This window comes from Rossellomorea sp. GCM10028870 (genome assembly GCF_042666755.1).
In the GTDB taxonomy this organism is placed as follows: Bacteria; Bacillota; Bacilli; order Bacillales; family Bacillaceae_B; genus Rossellomorea.
Window position 1 is genome coordinate 1,105,046 of record NZ_JBHTGN010000001.1, and the last position, 23,571, is coordinate 1,128,616.

Genomic DNA, 23,571 nt, shown 5'->3' on the forward strand with positions numbered 1-23,571 from the left:
TCAAAATAAAAATGCCAGGAAGCTATTCCTGACATTTTCTTATCATTGCCCCCCGGTAAACCAACTGCTTGCTTTCACACGTTCTTCTTCCTGCAGTTGTCTTTCGTTATGATCTCCTGATTCAAATGTATTTTGAGAGAATTTACGTCTGAGAATCCCACTTACTATACCGAATCCAACGGCAATGAAAATTATCCACCATAGCATCCGCTTCACTCCTATCCTTGAAAGATCTTTTTCTATATATACGGATGAACATAGGAAAAAGTTTCATGTTTTTTAAAAATCAACCTTGTCCAGGTGCTCTTCCAAGTAATGAAATTCAGGATGGGGATGCGATAAGAAATCATGATGAGAGATGGTCCATCCATACGCTCCTGCCATCGAAAATACGATTAAGTCTCCGGCTTTCAATCTTTCTACGTAACCCTTTCGGATTAGGACATCATTGGGGGTACATAACTCACCGGAAACGGTAACGTGTTCTTCCCTTATCTCTGGTCTGGGCAGTGGTTCATCAAACCATATGTCCACTGGATAAATCGTATGGGGATGACTCATTTTCCACGCTGCAGGCAATCGTAAATGATGAGTCCCTCCTCTTATCAGTGCAAAATGCTCACCATGATTTCGCTTAACATCCATTACTTCTGCCACATAGTATCCGCAATCACCTACCATATATCTGCCAAGTTCCAATATCAGCTGGATTCCCTCATGAGTAAATAAAGCTTCCATTTGCTGCAAACCATTCGCGAAGGCTTCCCAATCAAATGGCTCTTCTGGGTTTTGGTAGTTTATTCCAATTCCTCCACCTGCGTTCAATGTAGTGGCAGAAGGTAATGAAAACACAGCCTTCCACTCCACTATCTTCTTCAGGCAGGATTGTATGAATTCCAGGTGATCCCGGGCATCGAGATTATTACTCATCGCATGAAAGTGAAAGCCTTTTATTTCAAGGTAAGGATAGTCTGACAGTTCATTTAATAGAGTAGGAATCCTTTCTTCTTCTATTCCGAATTGAGTCGGAACCCCAGTCATTTTATGAGAGCTCCTGGCCACCTGATAGGTACTGTTTACACGAATGAGGACAGGAAGCTTTTCTCCTGTAACGGATCCTAAGCGGTTCAACCGATGCATGTCCCGTTCGCTTTCTATATTCATACAGTGAAGATTTCCCTTGGATAGATACTCTAGTTCACTATCTTTTTTTGCAGGTGCCCCAAAGATAATGGGCTTATCAGTGAGATCCAGGATCTTGACGAGTTCCCCTTCTGAAGCTGTGTCGAATCCATCAATGTACCCTTCCAAAGCCTGTATGATTTTCATGTCGGGATTTGCTTTGACCGCATAAAATAAGGAACAGTATGAAGGCAACGACTCTCTCAGATGTTGAACATGTTTTTTTAATTTGTAAATGTCATAGATATAGGCACATATGGGATCTTCTTTTCTATTGCTAAGAAGTAATGGTAGATATGCGCTGACGGTTTTAGAAATCATAGATTACTCCTTCCATAAACTTCGATTACTGCGGACAACGACGATGGTGAATAGGATGGTTCCGATTCCCATTGAAAGTCCGGCCGTGTAAGCATCAAATGAACTGGCGATAAACCCGATCAGGATGGCCCCGAGGGGAATGTAGCCCCTGTCCATCAGGGCAATGCCCAATACCCTGCCCCTAAACTCATCTGCCACCTTCACCTGGATAAGAATTCTGCTTAACGTTCTGTAATATTGACTTGCGAATCCCACTAAGAACATAAAGCCCAGAGCTATAAAATAATAACGACTCATCACTGTAAATAAGAGTAAGGTTGCTCCGAAGGAAAGTGAGGACAAAATCAGCCAACGCCCTCCCATCCTCGGTTGTCGGAATGTCAAGATCCCAGTAGCTGCGATCGCACCTGCAGAAGAAATGGAAAGTAACAATCCAAAACCCGCTGGACCGAGACCCATCAACTCTTTCGATAGAATGGGAAGCATTGTCGTATAGGGAAAACCGAAAATCATTGGAGCTACAGCCACTAACATGATACCCAGTATTCCGGGTTTCCCTTTTATGTAATGGAAGGTTTCACTTAATGATTTCTTCCCTTGCGTTTCTCTCTTCCCTTTAACCCGTTGAGGAGCGGGAATGGTCATTAATGATAAAATGACCAGGAGTGTCCCAAACGAGACTCCGATCATCACATCTCCAGCCGTGAAGTACCCTAGGAGAACACCTGCAAACGCTGGACCAATCATTCTTGCAACGTTGATACACGTCGTTTGTAAGGTAATGGCACTACCAAGCATTTCAATAGGAACGATATCAGACAACAGGGCATTACGAATCGGCACTTCGTAACTCATGAAAATGGACCGTATTGTTACGGCGAAGAGTAATAAGTAGAACGATGCTTGTAGCCCAATTATTAGAGCAATTGAAATGGTAGATAGAAAGATTCCACTATATAGGATGAGAAGTAAGTTTCGTCGATTATATTTGTCGGCTGCCACTCCTGCTGATACGGAAAAAAGGAAAACGGGCAGCAGCCTGCATGCATTCACAATTCCTAGCGCTACTGCTGAATGGGTCCATTCGTACACGATCCAGTTGAGGATGGTCAGATCCATCCAATCTGTCGTTCGTACAAAGAAGCTCCCGTACAAGAAGCGTCGGAAAGGTCGTGATTTTAATGCGAAATGTTGTTGAACAGGAAAAGAATTCACTTTCAGCTCTCTTCTTTTCCTAATGGATTGACAACTTGACTGTATAGGTATCCTTCTGAAGGGCTCATTCTCATCCTGGTTAATGCTTTATGCTTTACTTCTCTCTGATATAAAAATGCTCTGTCTTCTTCTACATTGCCGGAAACTGTCTGGGAAAGAGATGTAAATGTATTTTCACAAGCCGTTTTTACCAACGTCCAGAACTCACCTTCATAGACACCTGAAGCTTCTACAAGAAGACGGATGATCTCCCCAAAGTGACTTTGGAAAATCGTGTAGTGGGCTTTTGAGTACATTTCTTCTATATGGTCTGTCATCGTGATACTGCCTGGATGAAAGGCCGGAAATAGATGTTGAGCATCTAATCTCTTTTTGAAGATTCTTGCACCTCCCCAATCCCGGAAGTAAAAGCGCACAGGTTTACCGTTTTTGAACACAGGGAGACTATTCTGCAAATGACCTTCCAACGCAACTCCATATTTTGTCAAGAAGGTGAGGAAACCTGGTATAGTAACAGATAAATAGTCTTTAAAAAATGACTTGGCTCCTCTTTCTTTAGATAATTTCTGATGCTCGCAATATTCATCCAGTAGTTCAGATAGAATGGTACGATTGGAAAAAGGTGAGATGGCGTATAAACTGCTCCCGGTGATCATCACTTCCTGTTCATCCAGATCCTCTTCCCGATTTTCTCTTATGACGACGGTCAGATTTCTCCTTTGATCATTCCTTTCTGATTTAAATGTGTACCCTGCTATTTCATTTAGTGGAAGAAAAGAAGAAGTCAACTCTCTTTCTTCATTTAATATTTCACTCATCATATTCGTGAAAACCGTACTGTTTAAGGCAGTCTGACTTGAGATCGATCTTACAGTGGAAGTCATCTGACTATTGACAGCCAGTTTAACAAACCGAGTGGTGTTATTCTGAGGCAGGACAGTGCGAAATGATGAAGTCGCCTCACATACGACAGATAAAGTTTCAATCGGGATGATAATCCCCTTCTTAATTTCTGTTTGATAAAGTGGATATAAAGCATGTTTGTACTGCCATTCGTGAATAGGCAAAAGCTGATAGTTATTGAGATTGAGTTTATTATTTATCATAAATGCATGGTAGGATGGCATAATCTCTGAAAACGTTTCTTCTATTATATTGGGCTCGGCTTCCGTCATTTCAACCCATTCTTTCTTGACAGCGACAAAGCAAATCTTAAACGTTTGATGAAATTCCGGCGAATACGTGGCAACATGCTCAGGTGACATGCCCGTTTTGGTTTTTGAACCAGGATGTAAGTGATGTCCTTCTAAACTCATCTGCTCATAGAATGAAAGCGGGCTCCATAGGGGTTCCTCCTGTTTCTTCCTTCTAACATATTCCAGGGAAGACGGGCAAGGGGACTTACTCATTTCTTTTTTCACGCTCTCTATCCATTGGGCATTCGCGGCATATCCGAGTGATTGATTAGCCGTTCCATTATCAAGTTCTTGCCTAAGTTTAAATCCCTCATCAGAAAGCTCTAAAAGAGAAATCAGTTCACTTGCCGTCTTTACTTTCCCATGGGAATCTCTCGAGATCCATAAAACATCCCCTTCAAGAGTGACTCTTCGAAAGGCGAGTTCATCCCTGATTGGGAACAGAATCATGTACTCCTCAAAAGACTTCATTCTATATGAAAGATCCTCCCTTAATTCTACAGTTTGAAGCTGATGCAAAAAGGGCTCCCACTTTTTATACACTTTCAAAAGGCTTGTGACATAAACCGAACCTATCTTCTTCAGTTGAACAGAATCAGAGTATAGTGAGTTCACGTCTTCTCTTAATAAAGAGGAGGCAAGCTTGTTCAGGATCGTCTGTCTCCCTTTATCCAGATGCTCTTTATAGTAGGCAACCAAATGGGGTTGCTTCTCTTTCAGGTAGTTCAGGCATTGAGTTTCTTCGCCTAGAAACTGACTTTCTGCTAATAGATGATTTTTATACAGTTTCAATGGTATTCTCCTTTCCTCCTTGAATTAATGGATTAGGAGCCGAAACATACATATTTTCTGTGATCGTATCGGATAATCTCATTTTTATCAGTGACTTTAAATACGTTCTTGTACTGTATAATTCTTGTTCAAAATGAGCTGCATTTTCTTTGTGAAGCTCTTGGCTTTTTAAGTCATCCATGGTGGATTGAATGACATCAGAAACCTGTTGCCATAGAAGAGTTTCAGAAATCTTTAGCTCTTTGGTTATTCTCACGATGATTTCTCCTAAGTGATTATGAATGACGGCATGTGAGAACACTTTATATAGATCTAATGGTTCTGTCGTGAGTAAGTTGGTTTCGTTGCTGATTCTCCCTTTTTCGATAAACGTCCGAGTCCGATCTTCTAAAATACGAATGCCTCCATTGTCACGAATCGATAGTTTCGTCGGAGTCCCATTTTCGAAAATAATGAGTGCATTTTGGAGATGTGCTTCCAGACTGATTCCATACTTTACGATCAAGCTTATGAGACCAGGGGTCAAAGTACTTGCGTATTTTTGAATGAAGCGAGCAGCTGCATTCTCTGTAGAAATCCTTTGTCTCTTTGACCATTCTTCAATAAGTTCCACAACCAACACCTTCCCGGTTACTGGCGAGGTGTTTATGAGTGAGGCTCCTGGAACAGCAATTTCCTCGTTCGTTAGATTCTTTTCTGGATTTTCTCTTATTAGAGCAGATAGGTTTTTTTCTAAATTTAGCGACGCTCCCTTTTGAAGGGATTGGTAATGCCCTCCACTGCTTTCAGATAGAAAGTTAATTTTATTCCTTATCTCTAAGTCGTGTTTGGAGATGGTATCCAACATTTCTGATATAACAGGTCCGTTCCTGACGGATGTCGGTGAAACGATTCTTTTGGCACTCGTCATTTGAACGTTGAGTGCTGTTTTAATGTGATGATGTGTCCGATTATTTGGCGCTAATGATCGGAACGAAATCAGTGGCTGATAGGGAATCGCTGTGTCGATCGGGATCAGCAATTTCTGTTTCAATTCTGTTCTGTAATGTTTTTTTACAGTGTGTTCGAATTGCCATGGGTGAACGGGAATGAGCTCGTATTCATCGGGTACCAGGTGAAGTCGGGTTATATTCCCCTTGAATGCTTCTTCCAGGTATGGATAATCTTTCAATAATACGTCTGTCATTGAAGGTCCATCGGTTATTTTGGAGAATGACGATATGCTTTTATGGATAGCAAGGGGAATGATATCCACCTTATTTCCCCATTCTGGAGCGTACATCATCACTTCATTTTTCGATAAACCAAGTCTTGTCTTTGAACAAGGGTGGAGGGTATGTCCCTCAATGACCATTTGTTCTAAAAACGTCAATGGACTGAATGATGCGTTTGAAGATTGTCCTTGCTGTAAATACCTAAGGGTACTCACTGCTATGCTCCCTCCCCGTCTCAACTTCTCAGCAGTTAAAGCTAAAGCATCATTCGTGACACTGTTTTCCAGTTCGATTTTAAGTTGCTTCAGATTACCAGATTCAGAGGTCCGTCCCTCGATCAATTCCTCTATTAACTGAGAAGGAGTATTGATTGAATGGACAGTGTTTTCTTTTTCTATAGTAATGGGATCTTCAATATCCATGTGTCCAAGTGCATAGGTATGCTTTATGGGAACCTTGATTATTATGTTGTGTGAGGGTTTTATGTATAGTAATTTTACGTCATTGGTTGACGTTTCCTCCGTGTAGTCGATTACCTTTTCTCGAACGATCGCTTGAACCAGTTTGTGAAGAATGCGTTTTTGAGAAATTGGTAACTTTTCTTTGAGTATTTTTTGCACATCGGTCTCTTTTATAAAAATTCGCTGATGTGAGGACAGAGTGGTCATCTGTGCTCCTCCTTTTTTTAGTGAGAATCGTTTTCAATTACAAAGTTTAAATGAAAATGATTCTCATTGTCAATCTAATATACGGAAATAAGGAAATAGTCCCTTAGCGTGAAATGACCTTTTGAGTGATTGCTTCATAATCGCCCTTCAAGTTATGCAGATTGCAGGAGTTTTAGAACGTAGGTTAGAGAGGACTATCATTTGATATAAATAAAAACGCAACCCTTTTCTGCAAAGGATTGCGTTTTTATTTATTCCGCTTGTGTTTCTTGTTCTTCCGTTTCTTCAAGCTGATCAGCATTACGGACTTTTTCTTCTGTTGATGAGTCGAAGTATCCGTCTTTTTCGTATTGCTTTTTCAGCTCGAAGTATTTGTCCATTGCCCGTTTGGCGATGGTTTTATTTACGTATGGATCTTTGTTCTGGTGTGAATATGGTAATACGACTGAAAAGGCTACTTCCGGGTTGTTGTATGGGGCATAGCCGATTAATGTGGTATTGAATGTTTCGTATTGTCTTTTTTCTTCCGGGCTATAATAGAACGCTTCTGCCGTTCCTGATTTTGCTGCAGCGTCATAAGCTGCATTTCTAAAGTTAGTCGCAGTACCATTACTTCCGTGAGTGACTTGATAAAACCCTCTTTGGACCTGTTGTATCTCTCTTTCCGTTGCATCTATCCTGTTTAAAACTTTAGATTGGTTTTCATAGAGAAGAGGCCCTACTTTCCCTCTTTCCTGACTGGGTTCGCGGATTTGCTTCATGATATGAGGCTGTATCCGGTAGCCGCCATTTGCAATGGTGGAAGCGTATTGAACCAGCTGCATGGGCGTGTACAAATCGTACTGACCAATGGCAAAGTCCATGAGTTTACCTGGTTTTATTTCGTTCCCTTTTAGCCCCTCTACCTCTCCAGGAAGATCAATTCCCGTTTTGACTCCCAAACCAAACTGGCTGTAGTAACTTCTCATAATGTCAAATGCTTCGGGATTTATATTCAATGGTTGTTCACGACGATAAGTGGCATCTGCTATTTTGAAAGCTGTCTTAAACATGTACACGTTGGATGAAATTTCTAGAGCACCGATATCACTCAAGTATCTTGAACCACTAAACCAAGATTTCTTGACTTTCGTTCCCTTTATTTTAATCGGCTCATCATAAAGTACTTCCCCAACATTCAACGCTCCAGTCATATACCCCGTCAACACAGTAGCACCTTTAACAGCAGAGCCCACCCCATATTCCGAAGTGAAAGTCCCTAGAGCATAATCCTGCATCTCCGTCTTGCCATCAGCATTTTTGCCATATTTCTTTCCAACCATGGAAAGGATTTCCCCCGTGTGTGGATCCATCATGACAACAAAAGCACGATCCAGGAATGGAGACTCCCAGTATTGGGAGGCCTGTTTGCTTAGCTCTTCTTCAACGATTTTTTCAATCTCTTTTTGCAACTGAAGATCAATGGTTAATACTACGTCTTTTCCACTATGCCCTTCGCTGACGAGTTGTGTATCAAGGACGCTTCCATTTTTCGTGATATATTCGATTTCTTCCTTCTGACCTTTTAGGACGTTTTCATACTGTGATTCGAAATAACTGGTTCCAACACGGTCGTTAAGTGCATATCCTTGAGCTTTGTATTCATTGACAAGCTCACTTGGCAGCCCCTGTTGCGATGTCGAGACTCTTCCTAAAATCGTTCTCAATGTGCTATCATTCACATATTTTCTTTCCCAGTCCGTGGTAACATTCACGCCAGGCAATTCTGACAGGCGTTCACTGACTCTCGCCATTTCTTCCATGGAGACATCTTTATTTTTGATGATTTGAGGCGTGAGGGCATAGCCGGTATTGAACTCGCGGAATATAGCCAGGACTTCCTCTTCTTGTTTGGTGAAAGATTTGATATCCTTTTCGGTGATCCGTTCCAGCTGCATTTCGTATACCTTTTTATTCACATCATCTTTTGTAAGATCTTCATCGTCTTCCAGTTTCTTCAATTCATCTTCTGAAACAAGTTTTTCTGCTTTATCTGGATGACTCAGAAGCCAGAAATCCTGCCGATCCCGATCAGTGATTTTGTCTGTTTTCATTTCGATTAACTCTGCCAGATTTCTTGCTACTTTCAGCATATCCTCGGGCTTCGTCGTTTGTGTTCTGGTATAGGTGATTGCGTTTAAAGGTACATTGTCCACGATTACATTGCGATACCGATCATAGACTTTCCCCCTAGGTGGTGTACCATTATGGGATTTCACATTTTCCGTTCTCGCCACTTCTGCTTCATAATGGTTCCCCTGCACGATTTGCACAATCCCAAGACGAAGAATCAGAAGTGAAAATAGAAAAAAGACCGAAATAAACAGTAGATTCATTCTCAATGGCACATGGGTTTTTTTCTTTTTCTTCTTTTCCTTCAATTGAATGACCCCTTCTTAAGCTAGTATTTTACCAAAATATGATAATGTTCTAGTCCTATTTTATAGAAATTCAGACTATATTTCTACCTCTTTATGGAACAAATTCCAATTTATATACTCATTAGGGGTATGATTCATTATCTGGAGAAAAGTGTGGAGAATGGATGCTGGGAAATACTATAATACTTATAAAAATTCGCGAAATATGTCGAAGAAGGATTATAGACAAGAGGGCTTCTTTTCTTTTAGAATATAGTCGTAGAAAAGATGAAGAAAAGTGAAACCAAAGCTCTCCTAATTGCGTAGAATTGGTAACTAGATGAATGAGAGGTTGAATGACAGTTATGTTCAGTAAATTGATGTGCAGGTTCGGTATAGGTGCAACAAAGATTGATTTGGTATTAAATAAGAAAGAGTTTCGCCCGGGGGACGTGATCAAAGGGGAATATGAACTAACTGGCGGACGTGTTGAGCAGAAATTGAAAAGAATTGAAACAGACCTTTTGCAGTATGATCAGAATCGTGATCACTCATCTGTCCTTCATCACAATACCATATTAAGCTCATCAACGATGAAAGCAAACGAACAACGCACCATTCACTTTTCGTGCAGACTTTCAGATTCATTTCCTCCAAGTAGTGATACAGTCTCTTATAAGTTCGTCACCCGACTTGTCTTTGACGATGGTGTAAACAGTGTCGATCATGATGAATTTCAGATTTTAGTATAACGATAGTTTAATTATGAGCCCTTCTTAGCAGAAGGGCTTTTTAGTTGAATCCTTATCCCTCATTCTTGCCTAATGTAAACCCATCAAATAATCTCCCGCCGTGTGGTTCTAATACCGAATCTACTAATCTAACAATTTCTTGTTTATTCCCATTACGGTAAAACTGTTCGAACGCCTCTACATATTCATCAGCAAAGTCTTGATCATATTCCTTTAGGGATCGAACAACCCATTTCGATGCACCTATCCAGCGACCATTTGTCCTGAGTACAAATTCATGCAGGGATTCCCCTAATGCTCCCGCAATAAAAATACCTTCCCCTCTATTTGTTGAGCCAATAAAATCATCCAATGCATCTGTAATGAAATATCTCTTCATATGGATCGTCTGAATAGTCCATTTTGGAGGTCCGTCCCTCAAAAGTTTATTTGCTTCTTCTTTGAGGGTATGGATGATGCGATGATCGACGATGGGAATTCCTTCTGAGACCATTCTCGGCAGGGATGGGCGGGCTCGTTGACAGTCTGATTGGAAATAGTCTCGGATGGTTTTTAAGTTATGGACAAAGGCTTCGATTGGCCAGCCCTGTGCGATAAGTGATTCCCGGAATTCTGAGGAAGTAGTATCGTCAATGATGACAATATCTAAATCGGATGTGCTTGTCTCCTCTCCCCTTACAACGCTGCCTCCAAGAAGTGCTGCCTGACAGGTTGGAAAGTTTTCTAGAACAAAATTCAAAGCTGCTTCATTCGCAGGCAGTCTTTCCTCTGGCTTTCTTACATTCATTACTTACAACTCCCTCCGATTAAGTGGTAATGAGTATAGTATACTTTATTTTTCTCAGGTTTATAGGAAATCTAATCCAAATTACCTCGTTTTCTCCACTCCTTATTTGGGAATAATGAGTTCAAAAGGAGGAATATCTTGTGAAGAAAATAAATGTATTATCTGTCATCTTAGTAAGTAGCTTTCTGTTTGGGGGTTGTGGAGCCTCTGACGACAATCAAGAGGCAGATAAAATGAAAGATGCAAATGAACCTAAATCCGAGACAACATCCGGGGATGGTGCTTCAGAACAAACTGCAGCTGAAGACCTAAAGTCAGGTGTGAGTGATACTCTTCAAGCCGTTGAGGAGTTAAATATGAGTCTTACGAATGCTTCAAGTGATGCAAAAAAGGTGAATGAACAAGGAATGATGGTTGAAGAAAAATGGGATGAAATCGAGAAGTTGGTCGAGGAACAGTATCCTGAGGATTATAAGAATATAGAAGAAAGCCTGTATCCTTTAATTGCAGAAGCAAAAAAAGATGAACCTGATACTGAACCCTTAAAAGGATTGGTACAGGAAACAAAGAGTAAGATGATGAAATTTCAAGAGAAGCTCGAAACGTCATAAAAATATTGAGGAGTCGAATGAGCAAGCTTATTCGACTCCTTATTGTTTTATTGAATTTTTTAAATCGAACAAATGTCTTAACATATAGTCAGGCTGTTCTTTTTGTGGACACTCATACTCATACTTGTTTATCCATAAAGTATCTAAGCCTAGCGATTTCGCCCCTAAGATATCCGTGAAATAATTATCTCCTATAAAGAGGGTTCTATCAGCAGTACTCCCAAAAACATTCAGGGCATATTGGAAAATTTCTATATTTGGCTTCGAGAACCCTAATTTTTCCGAGACAATAACGGAAGAGCCTGGAAATATACCGCACAGCCCAAGACGGTCTACCTTTTCAAAGGCATTAAACACGGTTCCATTTGTGACAATTCCCAACCCCACACTGTTACTCAATTCAAACAAGAATTCGTTCAACTTCTGATAAGGTTTGATACGATCAAGGTAAGAGGATTGAAATGTTTTCACGAATTTTAGAGAGATTTCCTTCTCCGCTGAGACGTTCAATTCCTTAAAAGTGTTCTTAATTCTTATTAATGAAAATTCATGAAAATTTAACTCGTTGGATGAAAACCTCGGCCATAAAAGATGATTATGCTTTGTAAAGGTTTGGATGAATTCAGAGTGGCCGATTTTCTGTAAGTAATGAAATTGCTGGATCGTATCTACTAATCCATTTTCAAAAGCCTCTGAGTGATCAAACAAAGTATCATCGAGGTCAAACAATAATAAATCATATTGTCCAAGATCTAGATGTTCCATACAGTTACACTTCCCTTACGTTGATTCAGTAATTTCTTCTTTTTCTTTTTTTTTACCTATGCTGTACCCAATAACCAAGCCAATAATTAGGATAAAAAGATAATCCGTTTCAAATCCGTTAGTGAAAAAACCTGTGATCCCCCATCCTAAAAGTGCACCGACAATTACGAAAAAAAGTGATTTCATATCTATTGACCACCCTTTTTAATAGAATCCAACCATTGTAAGCAAACCTACCCCAAGAACGGTTGTTAAACCACCTGTTACGATTGCAATGAACACTATTCGTTTTTGTTTTGTTTCATATCAAATACTAAATGCAACCACGAGGGTGAGTATTATTCCAAAGAACACTGCAGCATACGGGTTGGAAGGTGCTAATAAATCATTCCGATTTAACCAGGTCATCTTGTCATCTCCTTAGGGACTAATTTTGTTTTACCTTTACTAATGTTCACTCTATTTGTGTTTTCGATTAGAGGAAGCAACCCTAGTCCTGTGATGAGTCCCGGTGCCAGTAGTATGTATATGATTCTATTCGCAGAGAGTGCCGCCATTAGGCTATTCGTAGATTACAATTCACAATTCCTCTCCTACAGTGGCCAAGTTGATCACAGATGAAAATCGAGACGTTTTGCTTGCTGAAGAAAATGGAAGGAACCCGAGGAAATGTCTTGAAAAATGTCAGTATCCTTTCCGTTTACGAGTAACGTTATACATTCTTAGATACTGGAGTGTGGGATGCTTCTCTTATGCTCTCCACTCCATGCTTTTCTAATAATGTTAGAATGCGATCCAATTGTACCTGATCTCTAACCACTACAAATTGAGGCTGGAACCATTTCTTTTTCAACTTCACCTCTAATTTATAGCCATGATTGATTTTGTCATCGAGGCCGTAAAGCTCGTGCCACTTAATGATCTTCTCTACTTTATACCCTTTCACCCTGGCCCATTGAACATAGTATCCATTGAGTATAAGTCCCTCATGTAACAAATAAAAATTCCCGCGGTGTTTAATGGAGCTGATCAAAATGAAAAAGAGATGGACGATACTAAAAATAGATTGATGAAGCATATCGGTCCAGTATACAACCGTTAATAAAACCGTTAACAGGCTAATGACACCTACCGTTCCCCATTTCACCCACAGATAAGATTTTGTTTCCTTTGTTAAAGGCTGCATCACCTTGAACTCGCTCGGTATAACAATACTGTTCATATCTTCCTGGCTTGTTGGAAAGTGGGCATTGCCTGCTTTTTCTGCAGCATATTTTAGGTTTAATCGAAACCGAATAAGATACACGATTCCGAGGATGAAGATAACGATGAAGAATAAATTGATCCACATAATGAAGTCCCCCTTTGAAATGAACGTGGGAAGAGTTACTATCTTTCCTTTCTTGTTTTACGATCATATAAAGGAAAAGGTTTCAATTTTTTCCAGTATATCAAAAAACTAATTAAATAGTCACCGTCTTTAAATTCTAGTAAAATTTACTATTTGCTTATTTATTAGGTTTTATAGAGGGGTGGTAACAACTACCTGTTTCAAAATTAACAGAATTATATTTCAATAGAACTATGAAAACTTTAAAACTTTTATCTATCTTATTGTTGTCTGTCACTTTTGTCATTGGTTTTGGTCAAGCTTCTCAGGTTTCCGCAGCAGGTACGTATACTGTGAGCTATGGAGACACAATGTGGAAGATTGCCGTAAAGCATCAGGTGGGTGTATCTGAGTTAATCTCGGCAAACCCGAATGTCAGCAACCCAAACATGATTTATCCAGGACAAAGCCTTATCATTCCAGGAGCAAATCGTACCGCTGAAAGCTATACATACGAGGTGGTGAAACTAGTAAACCAGGAACGATCAAAAGTCGGTTTACCACCACTGAAGGAAAATTGGGAATTATCACGTGTGGCACGTTATAAGTCAGAAGACATGATTGCGAAGAACTATTTCAGCCACACATCCCCAACATACGGATCTCCTTTCCAAATGATGAAGGATTTCGGAATTTCCTATCAAGCAGCAGGGGAAAACATTGCCGCTGGGCAAAGAACACCTGCCGAAGTAGTTGAAGCATGGATGAACAGCGAAGGACACAGAAAAAATATCCTTTCTCCAACTTATACAGAAATCGGAGTGGGTTATGTGAAGGGTGGATCGTACGGTCATTATTGGACGCAAATGTTTATAAAGAGATAAAGCTAAGAGACCCTCTATCATTATGGGGTCTCTCTTTTTTCAGCTTTTGAGAAGAACCTCTATTCTCCCTTATGTATGCTCTCATACGAATTTAAAGTGAAAATAGTATCATTTTTACGTAATTAAAAAAGAGCCAACCGTAGTTGACCCTTTCTTACAATTAGAAAGTTTGTGCTAAATCCTTTGCTCTTGCAATCGCATTTGCTTTGATTTCTTCAGCTTTGTCAGGCATTGCTGCGTGACCTTCGACGAATAAGCCTTCGAATGAAGGAACTCCGTAGAATTGCATCATCACGTCAAGGTAGCGGTGCCCCATTTCCATTGCTGCAGCTGGACCTTCAGAGTAGATACCTCCACGAGCTTGAATATGAAGAGCTTTTTTGTCCGTCAGTAGCCCAACAGGTCCCTGTTCTGTATATTTAAATGCCTTCCCTGCAACAGATACAGAGTCAATATATGCCTTCATTACTGGAGGAAAAGAGAAATTCCAGAATGGAGTTACAAAGATATATTTGTCTGCGTCAACAAATTGATCGGATAGTTCTCCAAGACGCCCTACTTTGGCTTGTTCTTCTTGAGAAAGCTCTTCAAATCCTTGACCGGATTGCAGTTTCCCCCAACCACTGAACACGTCAGCATCAATTTGAGGAATGTTTTCTTTGTACAAGTCCACGTTCACAATTTCATGCGTCGGATTTGCTTGTTTATATGTGTCAATAAATGCTTTTCCTACTGCCATGCTGTAGGATTGTGTATCATCATGCGGATGTGCTGTAATGTATAAAACCTTTGTCATGTTGAATCGTCCCTTTCTGATTGTGAATTCATCATCCAGTTCAATGACATTACCGTTATTGCCTCGAACTGAAATAGTTTTAATTCGAGATTAATATTATAGGATATTTTCTTTAATATCAAATATAAAGCTTCAACCTATAAAAAAATAAGGAATTAGTCATGGTATTTAGACTAATTCCTCCTGATTATCCTGTTTATGGATTTGGGTACGTTTTCTGTAGAAAGCTCATCGATTGGTTAATCAATTGTTTCAATACTGCTTGGTCGATATCTGCTACTTTGTTTATGTACACGCAAGCTTTACCTGTTGTATGTTTACCGAATGAATTCAATACCTTTTCCCTCTCTGGATCCCCAGGGGCGAAATATAGACTTATTTTCGCTTTCCTCGGTGAAAATCCGACTAACGGAGCATCCCCTTCATGTCCTGTTTTATATTTGTAATGATAAGAACCGAACCCGATAATGCTTGGTCCCCACATTTTTGCTTCAAACCCCGTCGTCTCTGTGAAAATATCCAGCAATTTATAGGCATCCTCGCGTTTTTTAGGGTTCTCTACTGCTTCGATAAATTCGATCACACTGCTGTCATTTTGTCTTGTTTTCAATTCATACATTCGACTGCCCCTTTCTGATGCTCTCATTTTATTCTAACCACATAGTTCTCTATTTTCCATCTCGATTCCTGCATCCAGCGTTAAGTTAAGCATTTAATATGCACGGGATTGGTTAATCGAAAATGAGTTTATTCGTCAATACTTGATTTATCGTCCGAATAACACCGAATAATTGAAACCATATCAATATAAAATCGTAAATATACTAACGATAAACTGAGTGGAGGAACGTGAATGGGAATCCTGATTGGGATTCAACTAATGGTTATTATTCTTTTTTCATTATTAGGTTGGGCGATCCGAGCCCAAAAAAATTATTGGCTGATTTCGGGTTTTGTGACGCGGAGTAGGACAGAACAAGAAGAGTTGATTAAAAATGGCTATCCCAAAAAGACCGGGTCTTTATTGATTTATACTGCGGTCGGAATGCTTATCCTTCTTCCCCTTGCTTTCACCTCTTTTCCATTTGTAATAGAAGTTCAATTTGGTTTTATGCTTGTCTTCTTAATGGGGGGGTTAGTATATCTATCCAAATTTGAGGTTTCAGGCAAAAGGAAGAGAAGTTTCTGGATTAGTTCTACTTTGTTTGTGGTTGTTTTAGGATTTGTGAGTGTTCTCACTTATCTCGGGTATGAAAAATATGATTTGATCGTTAAAGATGAGAAATTTGAGGTCACTGGTTTGTATGGAGAAGCGTGGCAGCTTGAAGAGGTTGAAACGGTTGAGTTTATACAAGATATGCCTGAAGTTACCTGGAAAGTCAACGGATTCGGTCTTTCCACCATGGCTAAAGGACAATTTAAAGTGAAAGGTTATGGGAAAAGCTTGTTATTTATACACAAGGAAGCTCCTTATATTTATATAAGGGTGAATGATCAACATATCTTTTTGAATGGTGAAAACCCTGGAGAAACCAAGAAGTGGTATGATGAATTGAATGAAAACATTGACTAGGTAACGGGATATAAAATCTCTCCACTTCACCCCGATATCCAAATTCAAATTCATTGACAACCCTCCATCCATCGGTTATGATAATCTCATAATTTAATATTCTCCTAAAGGGGAGTAGCTGTAACAATAAAGTCGTCATTACAGAGTGTATCACTCTCGGCTTTATTGACAACCATGTTGTTAGCGAGACCTTTACCAGTTGGTGAAGGTTTATATATGTCCAAAAAAGACCTTTACCAATTTCGGTAACGGTCTTTTTCTATATCACTTCACTTTGAAAGGAAGTAATGGACAATGAAAAAATTGAAAAATAACCTTTCCCTATTAATTGAACAAAATAAAACTGAAATTCTGAATGATAAAAATGAGATGGAAAAAATCGAAGAAAGAATAGATCAAAAACATATCTCTACAGAAAAGGAGAATCCATAATGATACTACGTAAATATATGTCGTTACTGGGTATAGGCTCTGCAAAAATCGATCTCGTTTTACCGAAAACCTCTTTTAAGCAAGGAGAACTCCTGCATGGGTACTTCTTTCTGGAAGGTGGAATCATCGAACAAAAGCTGAGGCGGGTCGAATGTGATTTGGTGATGCTTGATAATAACGGTAAAGAAGAGAAAATCATTGATTCTACCACTGTACTAAAATCAGACATTATTCAAGCAGAGGAGTGTAACAAACTCTCCTTTACGTATCGAATTCCAGAAACTCTCCCTTACTCTGTAGAAAACGGGGTTCGCTACCTCTTCAAGACCAAGCTGACATTCGATCAGGGTGTGGAAAGCTTGGATGAGGACTATATTACAATTGACCAAAGCTGAAGAAGAAGGCTCATAATGGTGAGCCTTCTTCGAATAAGTATCATTTCTCTTTAATTTCCTCGAGAAGTTCAATAATTCTTTCATTCTGCTCAATCATGGTTTGATTTTGCTTTCTGAATTTCGTGAAATCAAATGAATAGATTAATAGAAAAATGGCTAAAATGATAACCACTCCATGACCTCCTATTTCCTTTGTTTATAATAAACAATCTCCGGGTCCCCAGGGTCCAGGTTTTCAATCATCCCACTTTGTGAATAGCCGTTAACTTCAAATATTCTCTGCATCTGCCGGTTTGATTGATTAGTAGACGAGAAAATTTTATCTGTCCGCGCAATTTTTTCAACATGCTTCAATAGTAAAGAGGCATTCCCCTTTCTTCTTTCCTCCGGTGAAACAATGATGAGAGAGACGAAAGTGTTATCGAAAAAGTGGGTGTTAAATATAAGAAACCCGGCAGCAGTCTTTCCATTTCTAACAACTAAACATCTCTTTTCCAGTATTGCTTCCTGGATTTGCTCCTGTCTGCTTCCGCTTCCGATCACTTGACAATCAATTTGTATAAGAGATGCTAAATCGTCTATATGCGCATATGCTACGTTTCTCATGACGCTCCTACTTTCTTTTCATTAAGAATAAGGAAATGAATACGATTACCAGGATTAGTACAACCATTCCAATGATTAGTATTCCGGTATTTCCAATAAAAAAATAACTGTCTTCATAACTGAATGTTTCACTTGATGCAGTCAAGTTGCATGGCCTCCTTTACATAGAAAAAGACACCGGATTGGAGTGGTGCCCTTTGTTCAAACTTAAAGAGACTTTGACATCAAGACATTGGTCACTTTGAACCCTGAATTCTGGTACAAGGAAAGAGCTACTTTATTATGACCAAATACATGGAGCGCTATTTTCAAAATACCTTTTTCCCTTGCAAGTGAGTCCAGGGACTTTAAGGCTTCTTTACCATATCCCCTTCCTCTTTTGCTTTCATGAATCTTAATATCATAAATGAATGCTTCTTTACCGTCCTCCTGTACGTTAATCCATAAAGTCCCTACGTCTTCCTGATTGTCACCATCAATTAAAGTAAACAAATAATGATCCTTAGACTCCAGTCCATCCGGCAGTAATTGATTAAATTCGTTTTCAGCCTGTTCCAATGAAGTTTCCTTCTGGAAGTTACCGGCTTTCGTCTTTTCTTCTGCGTATTCTTTAATAGAATCTTGAATCCAAAGAGTATATTCATGGTCTTTCATTGGTTGTAATAGAATCATTGAATGAGTGCCTCCCCTTTTTAAACTATTTCCAGCGGTTCCTGATTTCCCTTACTACAGTCTCAGGACGGTCCCAATGCAGTAGAGGAGTGGTTTCGGGGATCGACTTTACCTCACCCCTGGTTTGCTTCTTGAAAATGGCCCCAGGCTATTACGATTTTCCTCCATGCTTTGGGGAAGGGTTTAATAATCGAATGGAATCGTCCAGTTTGTAATAGATATCCTCTGCTTCATCATTGGTGGTCATCTCCTAAGTATTGCATTTGTCGTTAGGAGCAAAAAACAGAAGGAAGCAATTTAATCGCCTCCTCCACCACCGCCTCCACAATCCCCACCGCCAAATCCGGTGTCGCAGCTGCCTGCTGAATCATGGCCTCCATCATACGGACCATAATAGCCCCCATCCCCACTTCTGTAGCCTCTCTTTGATGAAAGGGAAAGATTTAAAGCAATGATTGTAAAGGCAATTGGGATTAGTATAATGAATAATATTCCTGTCATGTTCATCACCTCTTGCTATTGTATACGGTTTTCAGCCGGATTAAGTTTCGGATTATTTAGAATTATTTCAGGTGAACTTTGAATGATCATATGGAAACAGCGTTTTTCCAACTCAGATAAAAAAGGTCCTTGTCCAGAGGTGAAATCTTAACACTCCCCCAAAACCCCATATGTTAAAAGATTTCAAGGGCGTCTCTGAATGCAATGTGAATAAACATTGAATATACTATTCTTCTAGTTTACCATTATCATCCATTACATTCACGTGCCAAGCCTACTTCCTCTGGATTAAGCTTTGAGGTGTGTGGAAGGGAACGTAAGGTTTTGTTTAAGATCCATACGAGGGAGATAAATAAAATCCCACAAGCACTACCGATGTATACAGACGTGCTACTGTATATTTCAGCAAGGTAGCCGCCAATAAGGGATCCGAACGGCATCGCCATAGCCCCCAGGGATGATGTGACAGAGAAAATTCTACCGAGCAGATGCTGTGGAACGATTGATTGAAGAGCGGCCCCCATGATGACATTGGTGGCCCCGATTGGAATCCATGATAATCCGAATAATACAATGCTTAAGCTATTCATAGGAATAAAACCTGAAATCATCCAAGTAGTTCCACCCAAGAAAAACAATACAATCGTAAGCTTTCCTAACGGATAGCGCTCAAACCAGGATGCCCCAATTGCTCCGATTAAGGCACCTCCTGAAATGGCTGCTAAATAAAGACCATATAGTTCAGACCCACCTATGTCATCGGCAAATGCCGGCAAAATGGCATAGACGGACCCTATGGCAAAGTTTGCTACGATTGATCCCAATAAAAATTTTGCAAGATGGGATTTGAATACGATTGTAAAACCTTCAATTAGATCTTTCTTGTATTCCGCAAAGGCTACGCCTACAGTTTGTTTTTCTTTTGATTTTGTTACGGATTTCATTTTGAGAAGACTGAACAAAATGGCTGCTGCAATAAATGTGACAACGTCGACCATATAAAGGGTGATGGCACCAACTAAGGTGATGAGGATTCCGGCAAGGGCATTGAAGGCAAGATCGACTCCCTGAAAGGCAAAGGAAAACAGGGAATTACTTTTGACAAGTTGATCTTTTCTGACGATTCTTGGTAGGATGGCCGCCTGACCAGGGTAGGTGAATTGATTAAGAGCAGAAATGATCGGCATGAGGATGAGGATGAATGAAACAGTTAAGAACCCCATAAAATGTGCCAATGGGATAAACATAACCAGGATTGCTTGAATGATTTGGGTTCTGATCAGCATTTTCTGAATCGGCCATTTATCAACCAGGGGACCCACGAGAAACTGTAATGTTCCTGGTAATAATGTAAGGAATCCGGCTAACCCTGTGTAAAAGGCACTTCCTCCCAGCTCATAAACGAGCCACATGGCAGCCACGTAATAGATACTATCCCCCATATTCGTCACCAATCTCCCAAAGAACAATGAGGCAAAATTACGGTTTTTCATTAATAATTCTTTCATTCTAATTTCTCCTTCAGACTGTAAATTTTTTTTAACCGTCTATCCAAAAAATATTCCTGAACAGTAAAATAAATTTTACCGTTTGTCTAAAAAAAACCATTAACGGTCTTTTTCTTCTTTCATTACTCTATTTTCAAACTCAGATTCATTAACTTGGAAACCATAAGCTGTAAGATAGTAATGGTTGGCTTCTGGATTCGATTGATTAACTTTTGCTATGTCTTGATATTCTTTTATAAGCTTGAAATATCCATCAATAAACGACTTAAATTGTTCTTCTGTCACTTTTAATTCTAAGGAAGTGGCAAGAATATTCCATTCAGTCGGATCTTCGGGACCTGCTTGATCAAAGGCTTCTGGTGGTGCTGATAATACTCTTGCCATTGTCCTGTCAAGCATTCCATACATCATATGCCTCTTCGTCTCGGTAATTTCTTCTTTATGTGGAAGCATGCTTGAATCCGGATAAAAACCACTTGCAACAGATTGATAAAATTTTTGGACGATGCCATTCTTTTCTTCAGTTTTAACAATTTCGATCAAACCGAGTTTCTCTAATTCTTTTAAATGATAATGAATGCGAGCTCTTGAGAGATCGAATATTTCAGATAACTGTTGACCGGTATAGGGTTTTTCAACTAATCGAATCATAAGTTTGACCCGAAACGGATCGCTGAGTGCTTTGAGTTGATCATATTCTTTAATGATGAACATTGGTTTCATTTTGTATCACCTGTTATATGGATTCACACGGTAAAATTATTTTTACCGTGTGAATGAATTTTAACACCAATTGGTTATTTTATGCAATAGGTGTTTTACCTAATTTTCAAATTAATTGGATTTTTTCTGTTTGGGAAATGTATTTTTAGCCGGACAGACTCAACTATTTTTTTAGTGCTGGTTCGTGATTACTAATTCATTCAGGAGTTTTTATTTCCAGAGGCTGGGACAAAACTAAATGCCACGATATAACAACGAACAATAGAAGTGTAGGGTCTTAATACCGCTAATGATTTCCGTGCAAGACTACGCTTTCCGCGGGTAGCCCGTGAGCCTCCTCGGCAAGCCTGCGGGGTCTCACATAAGCTACTTTTCCCGCAGGAGTCTTCGTCTTGCACTCCAATCAACCGCTGGACACAGCTAAAATCAAATGTACCGAAATAAATAATAAACCCGAATAAATCTGTCCTGTAGGAAGCAGATTTGTTCGGGTCTTACTTAGACTAAAACACTTTGTCCGAGCCTCAATTCCTTCTACCTTTTAATTAGGCTCTACATGGACATGCACATCGTACACTTCATGCTTCTGCATCAATTCTTTCTCTACAACACTTGAAATATCATGTGCCTGTTTAATATCAAGTGTTGACCTTACTAAAATAACCACATCCACGACAGTATTGCTCCCGTAGTTTCTCGCCCGTATATCCTTAACCCCTTTTACACCTGGGATGGTTTGAATAGTCACTTCGTAAGTTTCAATCAATTGTTCATCAAACCCGTCTGTTAAATAGTGTGAAGCTTCCCGGAAAATATTCCATGCGGTTTTACAAATTAAAAGGCCTACAAAAACGGCCGTCAGAGGGTCTAACCAAGGAAGGTAGAATTGAGCTCCAAGAATTCCGACTACTGTTCCGATACTCACCCATGCGTCTGAAAGATTATCCTTTGCAGCAGCCATAAGGGATTGGCTGTTTATTTTTTCAGCCAATCTTTTGTTATAGCGATAAACCAGGTACATGACGATAGCTGCACCCACCCCTGTCCATGCCGAAAGAAGATCGGGCGATTGAGTTTTCCCGTCAAATACAGACTGTATGGCATTATATAGTACTTGCAGCCCTACAATCATCATGATGAATGAAGCAATTAGAGAGGCAACGCTCTCTGCTTTCCAATGACCATATGGATGATCCTGATCTGCAGGCTTTCTTGAATATTTCAGTCCAATAAGAACAGCAACAGAAGCCACAATATCTGTCGCATTGTTCAAGCCGTCTGCCTGCAATGCTTCTGAATTGGCTGTGGTGCCAATGATGAATTTTATTATTGATAATACGATGTATGCAAGGATACTGATGATAGCTCCGCGTTCACCCAATTTTAACTGCTTATATTTTTCTTGATCCACTAGTTAAATCCTCCACACTTTAATTGTGCTTATCATATCAAGCCGTATTCATGTGGGTCTATAGCAACCTTCTTTAGTTCAGCTATCTTATTATGAAGAGGTTAAAAATGTTTTGTTGAGTAAACTTTTATGAACACATAAAAAAATAGGACTGCGAGTGCAGTCCTATTTGGTTTTGGAATTGTTGATTCCTATGAATCTTTCGGTTTTAATCTACAATATCAGCTGAAAAACTAGGTTTTGTTAAGCCTGCTTCTTCATAGATAGCGGCCATTTTTTCTTCGAATGCAGCGAATTGTTCCTCAGATTCTGTGTATTCGGCATTCGCTTCATCTGAAAGATTGGCTGCTCTGGTTTCATACGATTTAGCAAGGTCATCTAACGCTCCTTGGATTTCTTCTTTTTTAGAATCAAGTGCGGCAGGAACTTCAAGAGCATGAACGTCTTCTGCTACAGATTTAGCGGCTGCTTCTGCATCAGTTTTCAGTTTTGCAATTTCTTCATCAGATGGTTTATCTTCTTCCTTTGCTTTAGCTTCTTCAAATGCATAAATAGCCGAATCATTCGCATTTACCGTGTTGATAATCTCCATTTGATAGTCTAATAGAGCGCTTTTCATTTCCAACTCATCTGACTTTGCTTCTTTCTCTGTTGCTTCAGTGTTCGTTTCTGTGTCTTTTTCTTCGGTACTGCCTTCACTGTTGCAGGCAGCAATAAATAAACTCATAGATAACAAGAAAAATGGTACCAATAATTTTTTCATCATCATTTCCTCCCCTTTTAATGAGATCCTGCAATTACATATATTACCTTATTTTATTTCATATGTAAACAAATG

General features: G+C 39.6%; 28 protein-coding genes. 6 read left to right on the top strand and 22 right to left on the bottom strand.

Features of this window, described 5'->3' with window-relative positions; translation table 11 throughout:
- Nucleotides 1-42: 42 nt before the first annotated feature.
- The 6 genes from ACFQWC_RS05805 to ACFQWC_RS05830 form a co-directional block, all read right to left on the bottom strand.
- The gene (locus ACFQWC_RS05805; protein WP_377106421.1) at nucleotides 43-207 is read right to left on the bottom strand and encodes a hypothetical protein; all 165 of its coding nucleotides are present in this window, start codon (nucleotides 205-207) and stop codon (nucleotides 43-45) included.
- Nucleotides 208-279: 72 nt separating this feature from the next.
- Complete coding sequence (locus tag ACFQWC_RS05810; protein ID WP_377106423.1) at nucleotides 280-1,503, bottom strand: type III PLP-dependent enzyme; 1,224 nt, start codon at nucleotides 1,501-1,503, stop codon at nucleotides 280-282.
- 3 nt (nucleotides 1,504-1,506) lie between these two features.
- Nucleotides 1,507-2,718 carry an MFS transporter gene (locus ACFQWC_RS05815; protein WP_377106425.1) on the bottom strand — a complete coding sequence of 404 codons (1,212 nt, stop codon included), beginning with the start codon at nucleotides 2,716-2,718 and terminating at the stop codon, nucleotides 1,507-1,509.
- A 2-nt stretch (nucleotides 2,719-2,720) separates the two neighbouring features.
- Nucleotides 2,721-4,706 (bottom strand): IucA/IucC family protein, encoded by a 1,986-nt coding sequence (locus tag ACFQWC_RS05820; RefSeq protein WP_377106427.1) that lies wholly within the window; start codon nucleotides 4,704-4,706, stop codon nucleotides 2,721-2,723.
- Nucleotides 4,693-6,588, bottom strand: coding sequence for an IucA/IucC family protein (locus tag ACFQWC_RS05825; protein ID WP_377106429.1), 1,896 nt, complete (start codon nucleotides 6,586-6,588; stop codon nucleotides 4,693-4,695). The genes ACFQWC_RS05820 and ACFQWC_RS05825 overlap by 14 nt, the downstream gene beginning before the upstream one ends.
- A gap of 251 nt (nucleotides 6,589-6,839) precedes the next feature.
- Nucleotides 6,840-8,963 (bottom strand): peptidoglycan D,D-transpeptidase FtsI family protein, encoded by a 2,124-nt coding sequence (locus ACFQWC_RS05830; RefSeq protein WP_377107250.1) that lies wholly within the window; start codon nucleotides 8,961-8,963, stop codon nucleotides 6,840-6,842.
- A gap of 380 nt (nucleotides 8,964-9,343) precedes the next feature.
- Between ACFQWC_RS05830 and ACFQWC_RS05835 the strand changes: the two genes are divergently transcribed.
- Entirely contained in the window at nucleotides 9,344-9,739 is a 396-nt protein-coding gene (locus ACFQWC_RS05835) for a sporulation protein (protein ID WP_299737006.1), read from the top strand.
- 52 nt (nucleotides 9,740-9,791) lie between these two features.
- On the opposite strand, the gene ACFQWC_RS05840 is transcribed toward ACFQWC_RS05835, so the two are convergent.
- Nucleotides 9,792-10,526 (bottom strand): nucleotidyltransferase domain-containing protein, encoded by a 735-nt coding sequence (locus ACFQWC_RS05840; protein ID WP_377106431.1) that lies wholly within the window; start codon nucleotides 10,524-10,526, stop codon nucleotides 9,792-9,794.
- 140 nt (nucleotides 10,527-10,666) lie between these two features.
- On the opposite strand from ACFQWC_RS05840, the gene ACFQWC_RS05845 reads away from it, so the two are divergent.
- Nucleotides 10,667-11,137: a hypothetical protein gene (locus tag ACFQWC_RS05845; RefSeq protein WP_377106433.1), complete on the top strand. Its 471-nt coding sequence runs from the start codon at nucleotides 10,667-10,669 to the stop codon at nucleotides 11,135-11,137.
- Between the two features lie 39 nt (nucleotides 11,138-11,176).
- Here the strand turns inward: ACFQWC_RS05845 and ACFQWC_RS05850 are convergent, their stop codons facing one another.
- The 3 genes from ACFQWC_RS05850 to ACFQWC_RS05860 form a co-directional block, all read right to left on the bottom strand.
- Entirely contained in the window at nucleotides 11,177-11,902 is a 726-nt protein-coding gene (locus tag ACFQWC_RS05850) for an HAD family hydrolase (protein ID WP_377106435.1), read from the bottom strand.
- 15 nt (nucleotides 11,903-11,917) lie between these two features.
- The gene (locus tag ACFQWC_RS05855) at nucleotides 11,918-12,088 is read right to left on the bottom strand and encodes a tRNA U-34 5-methylaminomethyl-2-thiouridine biosynthesis protein (RefSeq protein ID WP_377106437.1); all 171 of its coding nucleotides are present in this window, start codon (nucleotides 12,086-12,088) and stop codon (nucleotides 11,918-11,920) included.
- A 526-nt stretch (nucleotides 12,089-12,614) separates the two neighbouring features.
- Nucleotides 12,615-13,253, bottom strand: coding sequence for a hypothetical protein (locus ACFQWC_RS05860; protein ID WP_377106441.1), 639 nt, complete (start codon nucleotides 13,251-13,253; stop codon nucleotides 12,615-12,617).
- Nucleotides 13,254-13,486: 233 nt separating this feature from the next.
- Between ACFQWC_RS05860 and safA the strand changes: the two genes are divergently transcribed.
- A complete protein-coding gene (gene safA / locus ACFQWC_RS05865; RefSeq protein ID WP_299736991.1) occupies nucleotides 13,487-14,116 on the top strand; it encodes a SafA/ExsA family spore coat assembly protein in 630 nt (209 codons plus the stop codon).
- 160 nt (nucleotides 14,117-14,276) lie between these two features.
- Here safA and ACFQWC_RS05870 read toward each other — a convergent pair whose 3' ends face one another.
- Both ACFQWC_RS05870 and ACFQWC_RS05875 read right to left on the bottom strand, forming a co-directional pair.
- On the bottom strand, nucleotides 14,277-14,912 hold the full coding sequence (locus ACFQWC_RS05870) for an FMN-dependent NADH-azoreductase (protein WP_299736990.1): 636 nt from the start codon (nucleotides 14,910-14,912) through the stop codon (nucleotides 14,277-14,279).
- Between the two features lie 196 nt (nucleotides 14,913-15,108).
- Nucleotides 15,109-15,531 (bottom strand): DUF1801 domain-containing protein, encoded by a 423-nt coding sequence (locus ACFQWC_RS05875; protein ID WP_377106444.1) that lies wholly within the window; start codon nucleotides 15,529-15,531, stop codon nucleotides 15,109-15,111.
- Between the two features lie 234 nt (nucleotides 15,532-15,765).
- Here ACFQWC_RS05875 and ACFQWC_RS05880 point away from each other — a divergent pair, with 234 nt between their 5' ends.
- The 3 genes from ACFQWC_RS05880 (at nucleotide 15,766) to ACFQWC_RS05890 (ending at nucleotide 17,312) form a co-directional block, all read left to right on the top strand.
- A complete protein-coding gene (locus ACFQWC_RS05880) occupies nucleotides 15,766-16,485 on the top strand; it encodes a DUF3784 domain-containing protein (protein ID WP_377106446.1) in 720 nt (239 codons plus the stop codon).
- Between the two features lie 294 nt (nucleotides 16,486-16,779).
- A complete protein-coding gene (locus tag ACFQWC_RS05885) occupies nucleotides 16,780-16,917 on the top strand; it encodes an FbpB family small basic protein (RefSeq protein WP_377106448.1) in 138 nt (45 codons plus the stop codon).
- Complete coding sequence (locus ACFQWC_RS05890) at nucleotides 16,917-17,312, top strand: sporulation protein (protein WP_377106450.1); 396 nt, start codon at nucleotides 16,917-16,919, stop codon at nucleotides 17,310-17,312. Before ACFQWC_RS05885 ends, ACFQWC_RS05890 begins: the two co-directional genes overlap by 1 nt.
- Before the next feature lie 40 nt (nucleotides 17,313-17,352).
- Here ACFQWC_RS05890 and ACFQWC_RS05895 read toward each other — a convergent pair whose 3' ends face one another.
- From ACFQWC_RS05895 to ACFQWC_RS05940, 10 genes are all read right to left on the bottom strand, one after another.
- The gene (locus ACFQWC_RS05895) at nucleotides 17,353-17,484 is read right to left on the bottom strand and encodes a hypothetical protein (RefSeq protein WP_299736980.1); all 132 of its coding nucleotides are present in this window, start codon (nucleotides 17,482-17,484) and stop codon (nucleotides 17,353-17,355) included.
- Between the two features lie 11 nt (nucleotides 17,485-17,495).
- The gene (locus ACFQWC_RS05900) at nucleotides 17,496-17,918 is read right to left on the bottom strand and encodes a GNAT family N-acetyltransferase (protein WP_377106452.1); all 423 of its coding nucleotides are present in this window, start codon (nucleotides 17,916-17,918) and stop codon (nucleotides 17,496-17,498) included.
- 7 nt (nucleotides 17,919-17,925) lie between these two features.
- Complete coding sequence (locus ACFQWC_RS05905) at nucleotides 17,926-18,063, bottom strand: hypothetical protein (protein ID WP_299736976.1); 138 nt, start codon at nucleotides 18,061-18,063, stop codon at nucleotides 17,926-17,928.
- A gap of 62 nt (nucleotides 18,064-18,125) precedes the next feature.
- Entirely contained in the window at nucleotides 18,126-18,590 is a 465-nt protein-coding gene (locus ACFQWC_RS05910) for a GNAT family N-acetyltransferase (RefSeq protein WP_299736974.1), read from the bottom strand.
- Between the two features lie 297 nt (nucleotides 18,591-18,887).
- Nucleotides 18,888-19,091, bottom strand: a complete 204-nt coding sequence (locus ACFQWC_RS05915) for a hypothetical protein (RefSeq protein WP_377106455.1) — start codon at nucleotides 19,089-19,091, stop codon at nucleotides 18,888-18,890.
- Nucleotides 19,092-19,339: 248 nt separating this feature from the next.
- A complete protein-coding gene (locus tag ACFQWC_RS05920; RefSeq protein WP_377106457.1) occupies nucleotides 19,340-20,599 on the bottom strand; it encodes an MFS transporter in 1,260 nt (419 codons plus the stop codon).
- 99 nt (nucleotides 20,600-20,698) lie between these two features.
- Nucleotides 20,699-21,322 carry an ArsR family transcriptional regulator gene (locus tag ACFQWC_RS05925; protein ID WP_341356389.1) on the bottom strand — a complete coding sequence of 208 codons (624 nt, stop codon included), beginning with the start codon at nucleotides 21,320-21,322 and terminating at the stop codon, nucleotides 20,699-20,701.
- A gap of 200 nt (nucleotides 21,323-21,522) precedes the next feature.
- A complete protein-coding gene (locus ACFQWC_RS05930) occupies nucleotides 21,523-21,729 on the bottom strand; it encodes a hypothetical protein (protein ID WP_377106459.1) in 207 nt (68 codons plus the stop codon).
- A 134-nt stretch (nucleotides 21,730-21,863) separates the two neighbouring features.
- Nucleotides 21,864-22,733 (bottom strand): cation diffusion facilitator family transporter, encoded by an 870-nt coding sequence (locus ACFQWC_RS05935; RefSeq protein ID WP_299736966.1) that lies wholly within the window; start codon nucleotides 22,731-22,733, stop codon nucleotides 21,864-21,866.
- A 208-nt stretch (nucleotides 22,734-22,941) separates the two neighbouring features.
- Entirely contained in the window at nucleotides 22,942-23,496 is a 555-nt protein-coding gene (locus tag ACFQWC_RS05940) for a hypothetical protein (protein WP_377106461.1), read from the bottom strand.
- Between the last annotated feature and the right edge of the window lie 75 nt (nucleotides 23,497-23,571).

Bases quoted from the DNA above. Each gene is read 5' to 3' on its own strand.
- ACFQWC_RS05805 (WP_377106421.1), bottom strand. From the start codon at position 207: ATGCTATGGTGGATAATTTTCATTGCCGTTGGATTCGGTATAGTAAGT.
- ACFQWC_RS05810 (WP_377106423.1), bottom strand. From the start codon at position 1,503: ATGATTTCTAAAACCGTCAGCGCATATCTACCATTACTTCTTAGCAAT.
- ACFQWC_RS05825 (WP_377106429.1), bottom strand. From the start codon at position 6,588: ATGACCACTCTGTCCTCACATCAGCGAATTTTTATAAAAGAGACCGAT.
- ACFQWC_RS05830 (WP_377107250.1), bottom strand. From the start codon at position 8,963: ATGAATCTACTGTTTATTTCGGTCTTTTTTCTATTTTCACTTCTGATT.
- ACFQWC_RS05835 (WP_299737006.1), top strand. From the start codon at position 9,344: ATGACAGTTATGTTCAGTAAATTGATGTGCAGGTTCGGTATAGGTGCA.
- ACFQWC_RS05840 (WP_377106431.1), bottom strand. From the start codon at position 10,526: ATGAATGTAAGAAAGCCAGAGGAAAGACTGCCTGCGAATGAAGCAGCT.
- ACFQWC_RS05850 (WP_377106435.1), bottom strand. From the start codon at position 11,902: ATGGAACATCTAGATCTTGGACAATATGATTTATTATTGTTTGACCTC.
- ACFQWC_RS05855 (WP_377106437.1), bottom strand. From the start codon at position 12,088: ATGAAATCACTTTTTTTCGTAATTGTCGGTGCACTTTTAGGATGGGGG.
- ACFQWC_RS05860 (WP_377106441.1), bottom strand. From the start codon at position 13,253: ATGTGGATCAATTTATTCTTCATCGTTATCTTCATCCTCGGAATCGTG.
- safA (WP_299736991.1), top strand. From the start codon at position 13,487: ATGAAAACTTTAAAACTTTTATCTATCTTATTGTTGTCTGTCACTTTT.
- ACFQWC_RS05870 (WP_299736990.1), bottom strand. From the start codon at position 14,912: ATGACAAAGGTTTTATACATTACAGCACATCCGCATGATGATACACAA.
- ACFQWC_RS05875 (WP_377106444.1), bottom strand. From the start codon at position 15,531: ATGTATGAATTGAAAACAAGACAAAATGACAGCAGTGTGATCGAATTT.
- ACFQWC_RS05880 (WP_377106446.1), top strand. From the start codon at position 15,766: ATGGGAATCCTGATTGGGATTCAACTAATGGTTATTATTCTTTTTTCA.
- ACFQWC_RS05885 (WP_377106448.1), top strand. From the start codon at position 16,780: ATGAAAAAATTGAAAAATAACCTTTCCCTATTAATTGAACAAAATAAA.
- ACFQWC_RS05890 (WP_377106450.1), top strand. From the start codon at position 16,917: ATGATACTACGTAAATATATGTCGTTACTGGGTATAGGCTCTGCAAAA.
- ACFQWC_RS05900 (WP_377106452.1), bottom strand. From the start codon at position 17,918: ATGAGAAACGTAGCATATGCGCATATAGACGATTTAGCATCTCTTATA.
- ACFQWC_RS05910 (WP_299736974.1), bottom strand. From the start codon at position 18,590: ATGATTCTATTACAACCAATGAAAGACCATGAATATACTCTTTGGATT.
- ACFQWC_RS05915 (WP_377106455.1), bottom strand. From the start codon at position 19,091: ATGACAGGAATATTATTCATTATACTAATCCCAATTGCCTTTACAATC.
- ACFQWC_RS05920 (WP_377106457.1), bottom strand. From the start codon at position 20,599: ATGAAAGAATTATTAATGAAAAACCGTAATTTTGCCTCATTGTTCTTT.
- ACFQWC_RS05925 (WP_341356389.1), bottom strand. From the start codon at position 21,322: ATGAAACCAATGTTCATCATTAAAGAATATGATCAACTCAAAGCACTC.
- ACFQWC_RS05940 (WP_377106461.1), bottom strand. From the start codon at position 23,496: ATGAAAAAATTATTGGTACCATTTTTCTTGTTATCTATGAGTTTATTT.